Raw genomic sequence first — 13952 nt, 5'->3', positions numbered from 1 at the left:
GTGGACAATCCTCTTGATGGTTAGTGGGTAGCGGGAACCAGTTCGGCATTGCCGTTCTGGCGAAACGTGATCAGGGTCACCAGCAGTGCGAGCACCGCCAGTGTCGCAGCGGCCGGGGGCACGCTGGTCAGGCCGAAACCGTGGGCAATGACGCTGCCGCCGACCCAGGCGCCGAGAGCGTTGCCGAGGTTGAAGGCGCCGATATTCAAGGTCGAGACCAGGTTCGGTGCGGCCTGGCCATAAGTCACCACGTTGACCTGCAAGGCGGGTACGGCGGCGAAGCAGGCGGTGGCCCAGAGGAACAGGGTGATTTCTGCCGGAACCACGATCAGGCTGGTCCAGGTCAGCACCGTAGCCAGTGCCGCCATGGCGATAAAGACCCCAATCAGCGTCGCGGACAGGCTCTTGTCCGCCAGCTTGCCGCCGATGATGTTGCCGACGGTCAAGCCCAGGCCCATCAGCATCAGGGTCCAGGTCACGCCCCGTGGCGAGACGCCGGTGACGTCGCGAAGCAACGGTGCGATGTAGGTGAACAGGGCGAATACCGAGGCCGAGAACAGCACAGTCATGCTCAGGGACAACCACAGACCGGCGCCCTTGAGGGCTGCGAGTTCGGCGCGCATGTCGAGTTTTTCTTCGTCACGCTTGGCTGGCAGGAAGCGAAGCAGGCCGATCAGCGCAATCACGCCGATGACGGTCACTGCCCAGAAGGTCGAACGCCAGCCGGCCTGTTGACCCAAGGCAGTGCCCAGGGGCACGCCGAGCACGTTGGCCAGAGTCAGGCCGGTGAACATCAGGGCCACGGCCGAGGCGCGCTTGTCCGGGCTGACCAGATTGGCCGCCACCACCGAGCCGATGCCGAAAAAGGCGCCATGGCACAGGGCGGTGACAATACGGGCGAGCATTAACACGTTGTAGTCACTGGCCACCGCGCACAGCAGGTTGCCAACGATGAAGATCCCCATCAGGGCCACCAAGGCTGCCTTGCGTGGCAGTCGGGCAGTGGCCATGGCCATGAAGGGGGCGCCGATGGCTACGCCCAGTGCGTAGCCGGTCACCAGCCAGCCAGCACCGGGGATCGAGACCCCAAGGTCGGTCGCCACATCGGGTAACAGACCCATGATGACGAACTCGGTGGTACCGATGGCGAAGGCGCTCAGGGCCAGGATAAGTAGCGAGAGAGGCATCGATTGCGGTCCTTTTAGAGCTCTTGGCTCATGGTGCGGAGGAATGCCTGAATGGTTTCCTCGTTGCGTTTGAAGAAGTGCCACTGGCCGACCTTCTGGCTGCTGATCAGGCCGGCTCGTTGCAGTGTCGCCAGATGCGCCGACACGGTCGACTGCGACAAGCCGCAGCGTTGGTCGATCTGTCCGGCACAGATACCGTATTCATGGTTATGGTGCTGCTCGGGGAATTGGTTTTCCGGATCTTTCAACCAGCTGAGGATGTCTCGGCGTACTGGATGTGCCAGTGCTTTTATTATTTCGTCGAGGTCAAGGGTCATGGTGGTGTCTCAAGGTAGTAAAACGCTATATCGCGATGGAGCGAAATATAAATCGATATTTCGCGATATACAAATATGATTTCGCTCTGACTTCCCTATAAATCGCTATATCGAGTTATAACGATATGAGAGCGAAAGTGCTAAGCTGCGTGACATGAACTATCTCGCACACCTGCATCTGGGCGGCCAGCGCCCGGAACAACTGCTCGGCAGCCTCTATGGCGATTTCGTCAAGGGGCGTGTGGAGGGGCAATTCACGCCTTCGATTGAGGCCGCGATTCGGTTGCATCGGCGGATCGACGTGTTCACTGATCGGCATCTTCTGGTGGGCCGGGCACTGTCGCGTTTCAGCCTGACCCGACGGCGTTATGCCGGAATCGTCCTGGATGTGTTCTTCGACCATTGTCTGGCACGGGACTGGGCATTGTATGCCGAGGGCGCGCTGGACAGTTTTACCGCTGGCGTCTATCGCATCCTGGCGAGCGAACCACGGCTGCCGGGGCGCCTGGCGCAGGTCGCACCCTATATGGCGGCGGATGACTGGCTGGGTTCATATCGCCAGTTCGAGGTGCTGCGCCCGGTGCTGCGGGGGATTTCCCGACGCCTGTCGCGACCCGAGGAACTGGCCCATGCGATGCATGAGCTGGAACTGTTATATGAGCCCCTGAGCGAGGATTTCCGGCTGTTCTATCCAGAGTTGCGGGCATTTTCGCAGGAGCAACTACGAGAACCTTGAGCACGAGGTCTACATTGACTGGGTGGCGAGGAGGCTTGCCCCGAGGGGCAAGTGCCGCCCGCCACAAGGTTTTTTATGCTGCTTGCGATCGGCCTGTGTCGATTTCGACCGGGCGTGGCGCTGTGCGCGTCACTTCGGCGGTTTCGCCAAACAGCGCCATCTGCACTTTCTGTTGGGCCAGGAACGCCAGCGTCGCGCGTTCTTGGCCATTGCAAGCAATCGGCGCCAGCAACTGGATTTCCACGTCGCCCTGATCGTTGGAAAACAAGCGCATCAGGTGCGAAAGCAAATCATCATCGCCAATAAAGGGCGCGAGCAGGTCAGGTTGCCCATCGCGCAGGTAACGAATGGCCACGGGTTGTAACGAGACGTCCGCCTCAATGGCCGCCGACAGCAGGCGACCGTGGAAGGTGCGCAATGAACGGCCATCGGTGGTGGTGCCTTCCGGGAACATCAACAAGGAATGTCGCTGCTCCAGATGACGGGTCATCTGCTTGCGGACCAATTGGCTATCGCCCGAACCCCGACGGATAAACAAACTGCCGGCTTTTGCTGCCAGCCAACCCGCCACCGGCCAGGTGCGGACTTCGGCCTTGGACAGGAAGGACAGCGGAGTCAGCGCCCCCAGTAGGGCAATATCGGTCCACGACACGTGATTACTGACCCACAGCATCGGTTGCGTCGGCAAGGTGCCACGCAGGGTCACGCGAAAGGGCAGGGCATTGCTCAGGCGCGCCATGAAAAAACGCGACCAGCGCTGACGCCGGACCATCGAATTGGCGATACCCAGGCGCTCGAACAGGCCGAATACACTGGCCATGCCCATACCCAGGCAGACCACCAACAGCACTCGGACTATTCGGGCATACACCCGCAGCCGGCTCATTACACTGCCGCCTTGAAGTGCCGGGCATAACGCGGGCATAACTCGTCGCGCTTGAGTAGGATGAAGACGTCGGCCACCTGGAAATCTTCATCCCAGCACGGCTCGCCGCAGATCTTCGCGCCCAGGCGCATGTAAGCCTTGAGTAGTGGCGGCATTTCGGTGATGACGTTGCCGGGGATATCCAGGGGCGGCAGCGGTTTCTTCGGTTCGGCGCGCAGGTGTTCGGTGCTCAGATAGCGTTCACGCAGACGCTGCATGATCGCCTGGGCCTGGATCCCACCGTCCTGCATCGGAATGCTTGCGCAACCCATCAGGTAGCTGTAGCCGCCTTCGTTGAGCACTTCGGCCAGTTCGCCCCAGAGCACGGCAATGGTGCCGCCGTTGCGGTAGGCCGGGTCGACGCAGGTACGGCCGATTTCCAGGATCGGGCCTTTCAGGTGGCCCAGACCATGCAGGCTGAATTCTTCTTCACTGTAGAAGCGCCCCAGGGTGTTGGCGGCCTTATGGTCGAGCAAACGCGTGGTCGCCACCAGGCGACCGCTGTTCAAGTCGCGCACGCCGATGTGGCTGCAGTGCACATCATAATCATCCATATCCAGACCGAGCTCGGCACCTTTCAGCTTGGCATTGAATTCGCCGCTGAAAACGTTAAAGCGCAAGGTTTGGGCTTCTCGCAAGGCCGCTGTGCCCAATAGGCGCTCGGCTTGCAGGCGGCGTTCATTGCCGGTGTCGCTGATGCGGGCGATCTGAGTCATAACGCGTCTCCGGTTGCCGGCCAGGGTTACGGCCAGTCGACTTTGTTGTGCTCAGTCAGGCTATGTAGGCCTGGTGTCATCGCCATGAAGCTTTGGTGATGCTTACATGACAACCTTCAGGACACTCGCCGGGTATTGGCCGTTGGAACCGAGCTTGGCCGGGGACCGAGCAGAACTGTCATCAAGTCCCGCTAGACTTTTTCGAGGCTATTTCTCCGAGCTTGCCCCATGCCCAAGGGTTCAACCTTTTTCGTGGTATTGCTGCTGGTCATTTCTACCGCACGCGCCGAAAGTTGGCCTGACAGCGAATGGAGCCATGAGCCGCAGATGACCGGCCCTGCCGTCGAGGCCCTGCGGGCCTATGCCTTTACGACACGCGACGATGCAACCCGCACGGGTGTGCGCACCGACGCCCTGCTGGTGATCCGGCGGGGTCGGATCGTCTACGAGCAGTATGCCGGACCCACTCGCGTCGATACCCCGCATCTCACCTGGTCGATCAGCAAGAGCATCATGGCCACGGTCCTCGGCGTGGCCTATGGCCAAGGGCTGTTCCAGTTGCATGACCCGGTGGCGAAGTTCTACCCACCGTTTCGGGTGCATCCCAAGGTCACTTTGGAACACCTGTTGAACTGGGCTTCGGGCATCGACTGGCAAGAGGACTATGAATATGCACCGTTGAAATCATCGGTGGTGGCGATGCTATATACCCTCGGCCACGCCGACATGGCCGGTTACACCGCCAACCATGGCGAATACAGCAAGCCCGGCCAGGCTTTCCGTTATTCCAGTGGCGACAGCAACGTGCTGGCGGCGGCCTTGCAAAAGATCGTCGGCGCCCAGCGTTATCCGGACTTTCCCTGGACGGCTCTGTTCGACCCGTTGGGTATTCGGGGGGCCGTCTGGGAGCGTGATGGCAGCGGCACCTTCGTGGCATCGTCCTATACCTATATGACCGCCCGCGATCTGGCTCGGATCGGTCTGTTGATGGCACGCAACGGTCGCTGGCGAGACCGTCAATTACTGCCCGAGGCGTGGGTCGATTTCAACCGGCGACCGGCTGCGGCCTACAAGCCGGGGCAGGATGAGGCCGTGGCGGGTGGGCAGTGGTGGCTCAATCGGCCGATAGAGGGGGCGCCCAAGCCATGGCCGGACGCGCCAGCCGATACCTTCGCCGCACTCGGGCACTGGGGGCAGGCGTTGTATGTGATCCCCAGCGCCGACCTGGTGATCGTGCGCTACGGCGATGATCGCGACGGCAGCTACCGTCACAACGAGCTGCTCAGGCGTGCCCTGTTGGCCTTTGCACCGAGGGTGCGGCCATGAGGTGCGCGCGCGTTGTGCGGCGTCACCCGTTCATCAGCTTGTGGGTGTTGTCGCTGTTGGCGCTGCTCGCCTGGGCCTGGCACGAGCGCGTCGCCCTGGGGGCTTTCCCGAGGATCATCAGTGCCTATACCGCCAAGGAGTATTGTTCCTGTCGATATGTCATGAATAACCCCGCCGACTATTGCCGCGGGTATGTGAAGCAAACCGTGCCGGTCAGCCACTTTGTCGACGATCCGAGTCGGCGCCGGGTCAGTGCCGAAGGCCTCGGATACAGCGGCACGGCAGTCTGGGTCGGTGAGCGGGAAGGCTGTCGACTGGCGCCTTGAGACGTTGTTTGCCACCTCAACCGTGGACGGTTAAGGTGGCGCCTACGTTCAATCAGGAGCTCGCATGCACCGGTCTTGCCTTCTCATGGCCCTGCTCGGGGTGCTGGCGCTGCCGGCCCACGCCAATTGGTACCTGGACAATGAGTCTTCGCGCCTATCGTTTGTCACCACCAAGAACACCGATATCGCCGAGGTCCACCGCTTCCTGACCCTGCACGGCAAGGTCGATCGCCAGGGTATGGCGACCCTTGAGGTCGAGCTGGAGTCGGTCAATACCGGGATTCCCTTGCGCGATGAGCGTCTGCGTCGCGACTTGTTCCAGATCAAGACCTATCCCCAGGCGCGAGTCACCGCGCACATCAATGTGGAACCGATCAACGACCTGGCCCCCGGTGCTCAGCTCGAACTGCGCCTGCCGCTGGTGGTTCGGTTGCACGGCCAGGAGCACCGTTATAATGCCGAGCTGCTGGCGACGCGCCTCGATGATCGACGCTTCCAGGTCGTGACCCTTGAGCCGTTGGTGATACATGCCGAGGATTTTGACTGGGTGTCGAGTCTCGCGGCATTGCGCAAGGTGGCAGGCCTGTCGGCCATCAGCCTATCCGTACCGGTGGGCGTGGTGCTGATTTTCACGGCGCGCTGACATGACCGGCGCGGTCTTTCCCTGGCGCGGCGACAATACCTTCGAGCTGCTGATCGACGGTCCGGATTTCTTTCCGCGCATGTTGGTGGCGATTGCCCGGGCCAACTGTCAGGTCGAGCTTGAGCTGTATTTGGTGGAGGCCGGCGAGTGCGCCGAGGCCATGGTCCAGGCGCTGATCCAGGCGGCCGAGCGTGGAGTGCGGGTGCGCTGCCTGTTTGATGACTTTGGCAGCCTGGCTTTTACTCTGGGGTTGCGTCGACGGTTGATCGAGGCCGGTGTCGAACTGCGTTTCTATAATCGCCTGCGCTGGCGTAGCGGCCTGCGCAACCTGTACCGCGATCACCGTAAGCTGCTGCTGGTAGACCAGTCCATGGCGGTGGTTGGCGGCACGGGCGTCACCGATGAGTTCTGGACCCCCAGCGACAATCGTTGCCAATGGCATGAAGTCATGGTGCAAATCCGGGGTCCGTTGGTGCTCGACTGGCAGTTGCTGTTCGACCGCCAATGGTTGGCCAACGAACAGCGCGCTGCCTGGAAACCCGCCGCCCGTTTTGGTCTGCCGCGCCTGCCACGGCCACCGCTGGCAGGGCAGGGCCTGGGTCGGGTGGCTTACGCCGATGCCCGGCAACATCGCGACATCCTGCAATCGTTGGTCCGCACGCTGAACAGCGCCAAGCAGCGGATCTGGCTGGCGACCCCGTATTTCCTGCCGACTTGGAAGGTTCGCCGTTCGTTGCGCCGGGCCGCCCGGCGCGGAGTCGACGTGCGGCTCCTGCTGACCGGGCCGCATACCGATCATCCTTCGGTACGTTACGCTGGCCATCGCTACTACCCACGGCTGCTCAGGGCGGGCGTGCGGATCTTCGAGTATCAGCCGTGTTTCCTGCACTTGAAGATGGTGCTGGTCGACGATTGGGTCAGCATCGGCTCGTGCAATTTTGATCACTGGAACCTGCGCTTCAACCTGGAAGCCAATCTTGAAGCGCTTGACCCGTCTTTGACCGAGGCGGCGATGGCCAGCTTTATCACCGATTTCGCCCTTAGCCAGCCAGTCAGCCTCGAAGCCTGGAAAGCGCGACCGTGGTGGCGTCGTGTGAAGCAGCGACTATGGGGCTGGGTCGACCGCCTGGTGGTGAACCTGTTGGACCGCCGTGGCTGATCGATTGCGCATGTCAGGGTATTGCCCGTTGTTCGCCTGAGATAGACTCCAGGCCATTCGTTCCCTGTTCAGGAATTCGTCCATGACTCCATCGTTGCTTATGGCCGTGCTTGCCTCGGGCTTTATCTACGGCATCACCCCCGGTCCCGGCGTGCTGGCGGTGTTCGGCATCGGTGCGGCGCACGGCCGGCGGGCCGGGGCCGGGTTTCTCTGCGGTCATTTGCTGGGGGATGTGATCTGGTGCAGCACGGCGTTGATTGCGATTGTCGGCGCCCGAGAGATCGGCAGCACCACTTTCGATGCACTGGGTGTTATCAGTGGCCTTTATCTTTTCTGGCTGGGCTGGCGAGCGCTTCGCAGCCGGCGCACCAACGGTGAAACAGCCCAGGGCACGGCCCGGCAACCGTTTTGGCACGGCATCCTGTTCGGCCTGACCAACCCCAAGGCCTATCCGGTGGCGGTCGCCACTTTTACCGCCTTGCTCTCCAGCCGTGCCGAGCTGTTGAGCTGGTCGATGCTGCCGGGGTTGATTTTTCTCAGTTTCCTTGGCGGCGTACTGGCATACGCTATTCTCATCGGTGTTGTCGGTGCCCAGCGGGTTCGGGTGCTGTATCAACGGCACGAAGTGCTGATAACCCGTTTGTGTGGTGTGATGTTCATCGGCTTTGCCATAAATGCTCTGGCTCACGCGCTACCGGGGTTGCTGCCCAACAAGGCGTGAGTCACCGGCAAGAGGGGGCAGGGAGCCGCGGTTTTCCATGGATCGATACTGACGCTTAATTTTTCTGGCGATCTCTTTCTGATGGAAACCAAGACTGTCACACCGCTGGCCAGCTATATCGATCTGTTGCTCGATGTGGTGTGTGCCGTTGATATCGAAGGGCGTTTCGTTTTTGTCAGCGCCGCCTGCGAGCGCATCTTCGGTTATACCCCGGCCGAATTGATCGGCACCTCGATGATCGAGCTGGTGCTGCCCGCCGATCGCGAGCGAACCCTTAAGGCCGCCGGAGAAATCATGGCCGGCGAGCCCAAGCCGCATTTCGAGAACCGCTATGTACGCAAGGATGGCCGGGTGGTCCATATCATGTGGTCGGCGCGTTGGTCCGAAGCCGATCAACTGCGTATTGCCGTGGCTCGAGACGTTACCGAGCGCAAGCTTGCCGAGGCGAAACAGGTGGCGCTCTACGCAATTTCCGAAGCCGCCCACGCCACCGAGGATCTGCTGACCTTGTTCCAGCGGGTACACCGGATTATCGGCGAGTGGTTGCCGGCGCAGAATTTCTGTGTTGCGCTGTATGACGCGTCGCGGGACCAGTTGAGTTTCCCCTATCACATCGACGACCGCCGGGTGCTGTGTCATGTCGATAGCCATTGCTCTCGGATCGTGCGTGGCGGCCTGTCGTTGTTGCTCAACGAGGAGGATGCTCCCTGTCTTGGCGTGCCATTGACCTCGCAGAACGGCATCATTGGCGCGTTGCTGGCAAGGAGCTCGGATGGCCAGCGCTACACCGAACACGATCAGGATCTGTTGCAGTTCGTCTCAGCGCAGGTGGCGGCAGCCATCGAGCGCAAACAACTGCACGCGCGCCTGCAATACATGGCGCGTTATGACCAGTTGACCCATCTGCCTAACCGGGCGTTTCTGCATGAGCGCTTGAAAGCGGCGCTGGCCAGGGCGCGGTGCGAGCGCGGGCAGTTGGCGCTGCTGTATGTCGATCTGGACAAGTTCAAGCAGGTCAACGACAACTTTGGCCATGGGGTTGGCGATCTGCTCTTGCAGGAAGTGGCCCGGCGTCTGCAGCAATGTGTGGGCGAAACCGACACTGTGGCCCGTATCGGTGGGGATGAATTCATCGTTCTGCTGGAGCAACTGCATTTGCGCGAATCTGCTGCCGAGGTCGCCGACAAGATCCGTCGACAGCTCAACGAGCCGATGATCTGGCAAGACTGTGAACTGAGGGTCACGCCGAGTATCGGGATTGCCCTGTACCCGCAGAACGGTGAAGAGGCGCAGCAGTTGTTCAAGCATGCCGATGAAGCGATGTATGGGGTCAAGCGCGGCGATGCCTTGACTCATTGAGGCGCCAGGGGAGAGGTTCTGAAAAGGTGACTTATAGCCAGCAGGAAGGATCCGTTGGTGCAAGCGCTATTGGCCCTGGCGCTTTACAAGATCAGATTTACTTTTTGTCCAAAAAACCAAGGCACTGCCTGAGTAGAGGCGAAACATCTCCTGCACGGTAACTCACTACTATCGGCGAGGTAGCGCTGCTGTCCAGCAACGGCGTATAGCCGATATCATCGCGGTGCAGTCTTTGCACCGAGGCGGGTACCAGCGTAATACCAATGCCGGCGGCTACCAGGCCTATCGCGGTTTGCAGCTCGTTGACCGTTTGGACGACGCGGATTCGCAGGCCTTGGGCCGCGAATATTCCCAGTACATGGTCGGCATAGCTGGGGCGTGGGGTTCCTGGGTAAAGAACGAATGGCTCCGCCGCCAGTTGTTCAAGCGTCGCGGGGCCGCTCAGCAGTGGATGAGCCGCCGGTAGCGCCGCGACCAAAGGGTCCTGCCGTAAGACTTCCTGGGTGATGGCCGGATCATCGAACAGCATTCGGCCGAAACCGATGTCTATGCGACCACTCTTCAGTGCTTCGAGCTGCTGCAAAGTGATGAGCTCCGACAGTCCCAATTCCACATCGCCCAAGCTGCGCAACTGGCGAATCAAGCCGGGTAACGCTCCGTACAACGTGGACGGTGCAAAACCGATTCCGAGCCAGCGCTTCTGACCGGTGGCGATACGTCGAGTGTCGTCGGTAATCCGCGCTAATTGCTCAAGTAGCTGACCGCAGTGTTCATGAAAAAAACGACCGGCCTCAGTCAACCGCAAAGGTCTGGAGCGCTCAAGCAGTGCCACCCCCAACTCATCTTCCAGTTGCTGAATCTGGCGACTTAGCGGGGGCTGGGCAATATTCAATCGTTGCGCCGCGCGTGTGAAGTTTAGGGTCTGGGCGAGCATCCGAAAGTAGCGCAAATGACGAAATTCCACGATACCTCCGAGGTATTAAGCGAGACCTATTCAATATTGGACGGTCAGCTTTGCCAGAGTCAATCTCTGTTTCAAGAACAAACACAATGCAGACGGGATCCCCATGACTGCCATCATCGAACGCTTCACCATTCAGATCGTCGATTTGCCTACCATCCGTGCGCATAAGCTAGCGATGCACACGATGCGTGGTCAGACTTTGGTGATCCTGCAAATTCAGGCCAGCGATGGCATTGTCGGCATTGGCGAAGCCACCACCATCGGCGGTCTGGCCTACGCTGGCGAAAGCCCGGAAAGCATTAAAGTGAACCTTGAGACCTGGTTTGCACCGCTGCTGATCGGGCAAGACGCCACTAACCTCAACGCGGCGATGCAAAGGGTCGATCACGCTATTCGTGGCAATACCTTTGCCCGCTCGGCGGTAGAGACGGCGCTGCTCGATGCTCAGGGTAAGCGTCTTGGCCTGCCTGTCGCGGAGTTGTTGGGTGGGCGGGTACGAGACGGTGTCGAAGTCGCCTGGACGTTGGCCAGTGGCGATACGGTCAAAGATATCGAAGAGGCTGAGCGCATGCTCGAAGTGCGCCGCCACCGTCACTTCAAACTGAAAATAGGTGCTGGAGAACCGGCGCGAGATATCGCCCATGTCGCCGCCATCAAACGGGCATTGGGCGACCGAGCCAGCGTTCGTGTGGATATCAACCAGGCATGGAGTGAAGCGGTCGCCGTTCGGGCCTGTCGACTGCTGGCGGATGCCGGCGTTGAGCTTATAGAGCAGCCGTTGTCTCGATATGATCGTGCGGGCATGGTTCGGCTGAGCGCCCATAGTCCCATCCCGCTGATGGCTGATGAAGCTATCGAATCGGTTCAAGACAGCTTTGCGTTGGCGCAGATGGGCGCGGCGTCGATTTTTGCACTGAAAATCGCCAAAACAGGTGGGCCTATGGCGGTGTTACGTACCGCCGCCATTGCGCAAGCGGCGGGCATCGGCCTCTACGGCGGCACGATGCTTGAAGGTAGCATCGGCACTTTGGCCTCGGCTCACGCATTTGCCACGCTCGACAAGCTGGAGTGGCATACCGAGCTTTTCGGTCCGCTACTATTGACCGAAGACATTTTGCTCGCCCCTCCTGTTTATCGGGATTTCCAACTGATGATCCCGCGCGGCCCGGGGCTAGGCATCGAGCTTGATGCCGAACGCCTTTCGCACTTCTCTCGCGGCTGATTGACTAACCTCCAAAGGATACTCACGACATGCTTTTCCATGTGCGCATGACCGTCAAACTTCCGACCGATATGCCGGCTGAGCAAGCCGCCCAGCTTAAGGCCGACGAAAAGGAACTCGCCCAGCGCCTGCAACGAGAAGGCACCTGGCGCCATCTCTGGCGCCTTGCCGGGCTCTATGCAAATGTCAGTGTCTTTGATGTGGCGGACAACCAGGCACTGCATGACACGTTGATGCAACTACCGTTGTACCCCTACATGGAAATCGAAGTGACACCGATGTGTCGACATCCATCCTCAATCCATAACGACGATCGCTGAGTTAGCGGATTCGTAGCACTGACATCAACAAGAACAAATAAATTGATGAGGGCAAAAGCCATGACCGTTCGTATTTCCCAAACCGCTGAAGTGCAGCAATTTCTCGAAAAAGCCTCCGGCTTCGACCAGCCAGCCGGCAGCCAGCGACTGAAGACCGTCGTTCATCGTGTCCTGAATGATTCGATCAAAATCATCGAGGACTTGCAGATTACGCCTGAAGAGTTCTGGAAGGCCGTCAACTACCTTAATGATCTGGGCCGTCGCCAGGAAGCCGGTTTGCTCGTCGCGGGCCTGGGGCTTGAGCACTATCTGGACATGTTGATGGACGCCGAAGACGAACAGGCCGGCCATGTGGGCGGCACGCCCCGCACCATCGAAGGCCCGCTTTATGTCGCGGGCGCGCCTATTTCAGAACACTTTGCTCGCCTCGACGATGGTCAGGACCCAGGCACCGTGATGTTCATGACCGGCCAGGTGCGCGATACCGCTGGTGCGCCTTTGGCGAACGCCGTGGTGGATGTGTGGCATGCCAATAGCGGTGGTAGTTACTCGTATTTCGATCCATCGCAGTCCGAGTTCAATCTGCGCCGTCGCATACTCACCGATGCTCAAGGTCGTTATCGCCTTCAGAGTATCGTGCCGTCGGGTTACGGCTGCCCTTCGGATGGCCCCACCCAGCAACTGCTCGATCAATTGGGCCGTCACGGCCAGCGTCCTGCCCACGTGCATTTTTTCATCTCGGCACCTGGACATCGCCACTTGACCACCCAGATCAACCTGGCGGGTGACCAGTACCTGCATGATGATTTTGCGTATGCGACACGTGATGAGCTGATCGCACAGATTCATTTCAGCGATGATAGCAATGGCCGGCGGGCCGATATCGAATTCGATTTCGTGCTTCAGCCTGCTACCGCTGCCGAAGACGAGAGTCGCCTAGAGCGTGTGAGAGCCCTGGAGGTGTGAACCAACGTCTTGGTTGATGCCATGGCCCCCGCAGCGCTAGTTGTTGGGGCCTTGTGGTTTCATCTGACCTTGATAGAAAGAGAGGCGCAACATGACTCCGTTATTGAGTGCGCGCAGTCAGATTTTTCACCGTGCCGATGCCTATGTCGTGTCGGATTACGTGAATCAGCATGTGGGTAGCCACTGCATCCGCCTGCTGCCTAAGGGCCGTCCGCGAGCGAGTATCAGTCACCGAACCTTTTCGAGCCTGGATTTGTGTCGTATCAGTTATGGCGCGCCAGTGCAGGTGACGTCCACGGCATTGGAAACGATCTACCATCTGCAGATTCTGTTGCGCGGGCATTGTCGATCTGACTCCCGAGGTCAGGAACAGATTTTGCGCGCTGGCGAGGTTCTGCTCATTAATCCGGATGACCCGGTGGACCTGACGTATTCCGCCGACTGCGAGAAATTCATCGTCAAGTTACCTGTCAGGCTGCTGGAGAACACCTGTCTGGAGCAGCATTGGACGCTTCCACAACAGGGCATTCGCTTTGTTGCCGAGCGCCATGAACTCAATGCCCTGAGCGGTTTTTTGCAGTTGCTGGGCTTGATCTGCCACGAGGCCGAGAACTCCGCGGATCCGCAAGTCGAGGCGCTGTACGAGCGAATCCTTGCTAAAAAGCTGCTGGCCTTGTTGGCCAGCAATGTGTTGAGAGTCATCCCCAAGCAGGAGGAGAGCGGTGGTTTCGAGCCGATACGGCAATTCATCGAGGAGCACTTGACTGAAGACATCAGCCTTGAACAGCTCATGGCGATCTCCTGGGTCAGCGAGCGCTCGCTTTATCTGTTGTTCGAGCGTCATGTCGGTCTTTCTCCCCGTGATTATATGCGCCAACGCAAGCTGGAAAGTGTGCATGCGCAACTCCAAGCAGCGACTGCGCGTAGCGTGACCGAAGTGGCCCTCGATCACGGTTTTGTCCATTTAGGGCGATTCTCCGAGGCCTATCGCAAGCGCTTCGGCGAATTGCCGTCGCAAACCCGGCGTCGTCAGCGCGAGCGGTTTGCGCCTGGCGGATAGTTATT

The 13952-nt window shown here is 59.7% G+C and carries 16 protein-coding genes; 11 read left to right on the top strand and 5 right to left on the bottom strand.

Translation table 11 applies throughout. The features are described 5' to 3' along the window. Window positions 1-20: 20 nt before the first annotated feature. The gene (locus tag BMX68_RS04270) at window positions 21-1187 is read right to left on the bottom strand and encodes an MFS transporter (RefSeq protein ID WP_017131007.1); all 1167 of its coding nucleotides are present in this window, start codon (window positions 1185-1187) and stop codon (window positions 21-23) included. 14 nt (window positions 1188-1201) lie between these two features. After that, complete coding sequence (locus BMX68_RS04265) at window positions 1202-1504, bottom strand: ArsR/SmtB family transcription factor (protein WP_017131006.1); 303 nt, start codon at window positions 1502-1504, stop codon at window positions 1202-1204. Between the two features lie 154 nt (window positions 1505-1658). Between BMX68_RS04265 and BMX68_RS04260 the strand changes: the two genes are divergently transcribed. Beyond that, window positions 1659-2240 (top strand): acyl carrier protein phosphodiesterase, encoded by a 582-nt coding sequence (locus BMX68_RS04260; protein WP_017131005.1) that lies wholly within the window; start codon window positions 1659-1661, stop codon window positions 2238-2240. A gap of 73 nt (window positions 2241-2313) precedes the next feature. On the opposite strand, the gene BMX68_RS04255 is transcribed toward BMX68_RS04260, so the two are convergent. Both BMX68_RS04255 and olsB read right to left on the bottom strand, forming a co-directional pair. Beyond that, window positions 2314-3126, bottom strand: coding sequence for a lysophospholipid acyltransferase family protein (locus BMX68_RS04255; protein ID WP_017131004.1), 813 nt, complete (start codon window positions 3124-3126; stop codon window positions 2314-2316). Continuing rightward, window positions 3126-3881 carry an L-ornithine N(alpha)-acyltransferase gene (olsB, locus tag BMX68_RS04250; protein WP_017131003.1) on the bottom strand — a complete coding sequence of 252 codons (756 nt, stop codon included), beginning with the start codon at window positions 3879-3881 and terminating at the stop codon, window positions 3126-3128. Before olsB ends, BMX68_RS04255 begins: the two co-directional genes overlap by 1 nt. Window positions 3882-4109: 228 nt before the next feature. On the opposite strand from olsB, the gene BMX68_RS04245 reads away from it, so the two are divergent. The 6 genes from BMX68_RS04245 (at window position 4110) to BMX68_RS04220 (ending at window position 9415) form a co-directional block, all read left to right on the top strand. Next, entirely contained in the window at window positions 4110-5207 is a 1098-nt protein-coding gene (locus tag BMX68_RS04245) for a serine hydrolase domain-containing protein (protein ID WP_017131002.1), read from the top strand. After that, window positions 5204-5533: a hypothetical protein gene (locus tag BMX68_RS04240; RefSeq protein ID WP_026013071.1), complete on the top strand. Its 330-nt coding sequence runs from the start codon at window positions 5204-5206 to the stop codon at window positions 5531-5533. Before BMX68_RS04245 ends, BMX68_RS04240 begins: the two co-directional genes overlap by 4 nt. Before the next feature lie 64 nt (window positions 5534-5597). Further along, entirely contained in the window at window positions 5598-6176 is a 579-nt protein-coding gene (locus tag BMX68_RS04235) for a YceI family protein (protein ID WP_026013070.1), read from the top strand. Between the two features lies 1 nt (window position 6177). Next, entirely contained in the window at window positions 6178-7335 is a 1158-nt protein-coding gene (locus BMX68_RS04230) for a phospholipase D-like domain-containing protein (protein ID WP_060782845.1), read from the top strand. An 82-nt stretch (window positions 7336-7417) separates the two neighbouring features. Further along, window positions 7418-8056: a LysE family translocator gene (locus tag BMX68_RS04225; protein ID WP_017130999.1), complete on the top strand. Its 639-nt coding sequence runs from the start codon at window positions 7418-7420 to the stop codon at window positions 8054-8056. 81 nt (window positions 8057-8137) lie between these two features. After that, window positions 8138-9415 carry a GGDEF domain-containing protein gene (locus BMX68_RS04220; protein WP_017130998.1) on the top strand — a complete coding sequence of 426 codons (1278 nt, stop codon included), beginning with the start codon at window positions 8138-8140 and terminating at the stop codon, window positions 9413-9415. A 97-nt stretch (window positions 9416-9512) separates the two neighbouring features. Here BMX68_RS04220 and BMX68_RS04215 read toward each other — a convergent pair whose 3' ends face one another. After that, on the bottom strand, window positions 9513-10379 hold the full coding sequence (locus BMX68_RS04215) for a LysR family transcriptional regulator (protein ID WP_017130997.1): 867 nt from the start codon (window positions 10377-10379) through the stop codon (window positions 9513-9515). A gap of 103 nt (window positions 10380-10482) precedes the next feature. Between BMX68_RS04215 and BMX68_RS04210 the strand changes: the two genes are divergently transcribed. From BMX68_RS04210 to BMX68_RS04195, 4 genes are all read left to right on the top strand, one after another. Beyond that, window positions 10483-11601 carry a muconate cycloisomerase family protein gene (locus tag BMX68_RS04210; protein WP_017130996.1) on the top strand — a complete coding sequence of 373 codons (1119 nt, stop codon included), beginning with the start codon at window positions 10483-10485 and terminating at the stop codon, window positions 11599-11601. A 29-nt stretch (window positions 11602-11630) separates the two neighbouring features. Further along, window positions 11631-11921 carry a muconolactone Delta-isomerase gene (gene catC / locus BMX68_RS04205; RefSeq protein WP_017130995.1) on the top strand — a complete coding sequence of 97 codons (291 nt, stop codon included), beginning with the start codon at window positions 11631-11633 and terminating at the stop codon, window positions 11919-11921. Window positions 11922-11981: 60 nt separating this feature from the next. Beyond that, entirely contained in the window at window positions 11982-12887 is a 906-nt protein-coding gene (gene catA / locus BMX68_RS04200) for a catechol 1,2-dioxygenase (RefSeq protein WP_017130994.1), read from the top strand. 91 nt (window positions 12888-12978) lie between these two features. After that, entirely contained in the window at window positions 12979-13947 is a 969-nt protein-coding gene (locus tag BMX68_RS04195; protein ID WP_017130993.1) for an AraC family transcriptional regulator, read from the top strand. Window positions 13948-13952: the final 5 nt, after the last annotated feature.

Source organism: Pseudomonas agarici, assembly GCF_900109755.1.
Taxonomy (GTDB): Bacteria; Pseudomonadota; Gammaproteobacteria; order Pseudomonadales; family Pseudomonadaceae; genus Aquipseudomonas; species Aquipseudomonas agarici.
The sequence above is the reverse complement of the archived record's forward strand: the minus strand, read 5'-3'. Positions and strand labels throughout refer to the sequence as shown.

Excerpts from the sequence above, each read along its gene's own strand:
- catA (WP_017130994.1), top strand. The coding sequence starts at position 11,982 with ATGACCGTTCGTATTTCCCAAACCGCTGAAGTGCAGCAATTTCTCGAA.
- BMX68_RS04240 (WP_026013071.1), top strand. The coding sequence starts at position 5,204 with ATGAGGTGCGCGCGCGTTGTGCGGCGTCACCCGTTCATCAGCTTGTGG.
- BMX68_RS04235 (WP_026013070.1), top strand. The coding sequence starts at position 5,598 with ATGCACCGGTCTTGCCTTCTCATGGCCCTGCTCGGGGTGCTGGCGCTG.
- BMX68_RS04265 (WP_017131006.1), bottom strand. The coding sequence starts at position 1,504 with ATGACCCTTGACCTCGACGAAATAATAAAAGCACTGGCACATCCAGTA.
- BMX68_RS04210 (WP_017130996.1), top strand. The coding sequence starts at position 10,483 with ATGACTGCCATCATCGAACGCTTCACCATTCAGATCGTCGATTTGCCT.
- BMX68_RS04220 (WP_017130998.1), top strand. The coding sequence starts at position 8,138 with ATGGAAACCAAGACTGTCACACCGCTGGCCAGCTATATCGATCTGTTG.
- BMX68_RS04195 (WP_017130993.1), top strand. The coding sequence starts at position 12,979 with ATGACTCCGTTATTGAGTGCGCGCAGTCAGATTTTTCACCGTGCCGAT.
- BMX68_RS04225 (WP_017130999.1), top strand. The coding sequence starts at position 7,418 with ATGACTCCATCGTTGCTTATGGCCGTGCTTGCCTCGGGCTTTATCTAC.
- catC (WP_017130995.1), top strand. The coding sequence starts at position 11,631 with ATGCTTTTCCATGTGCGCATGACCGTCAAACTTCCGACCGATATGCCG.
- BMX68_RS04270 (WP_017131007.1), bottom strand. The coding sequence starts at position 1,187 with ATGCCTCTCTCGCTACTTATCCTGGCCCTGAGCGCCTTCGCCATCGGT.
- BMX68_RS04245 (WP_017131002.1), top strand. The coding sequence starts at position 4,110 with ATGCCCAAGGGTTCAACCTTTTTCGTGGTATTGCTGCTGGTCATTTCT.
- BMX68_RS04255 (WP_017131004.1), bottom strand. The coding sequence starts at position 3,126 with ATGAGCCGGCTGCGGGTGTATGCCCGAATAGTCCGAGTGCTGTTGGTG.
- olsB (WP_017131003.1), bottom strand. The coding sequence starts at position 3,881 with ATGACTCAGATCGCCCGCATCAGCGACACCGGCAATGAACGCCGCCTG.
- BMX68_RS04230 (WP_060782845.1), top strand. The coding sequence starts at position 6,178 with ATGACCGGCGCGGTCTTTCCCTGGCGCGGCGACAATACCTTCGAGCTG.
- BMX68_RS04260 (WP_017131005.1), top strand. The coding sequence starts at position 1,659 with ATGAACTATCTCGCACACCTGCATCTGGGCGGCCAGCGCCCGGAACAA.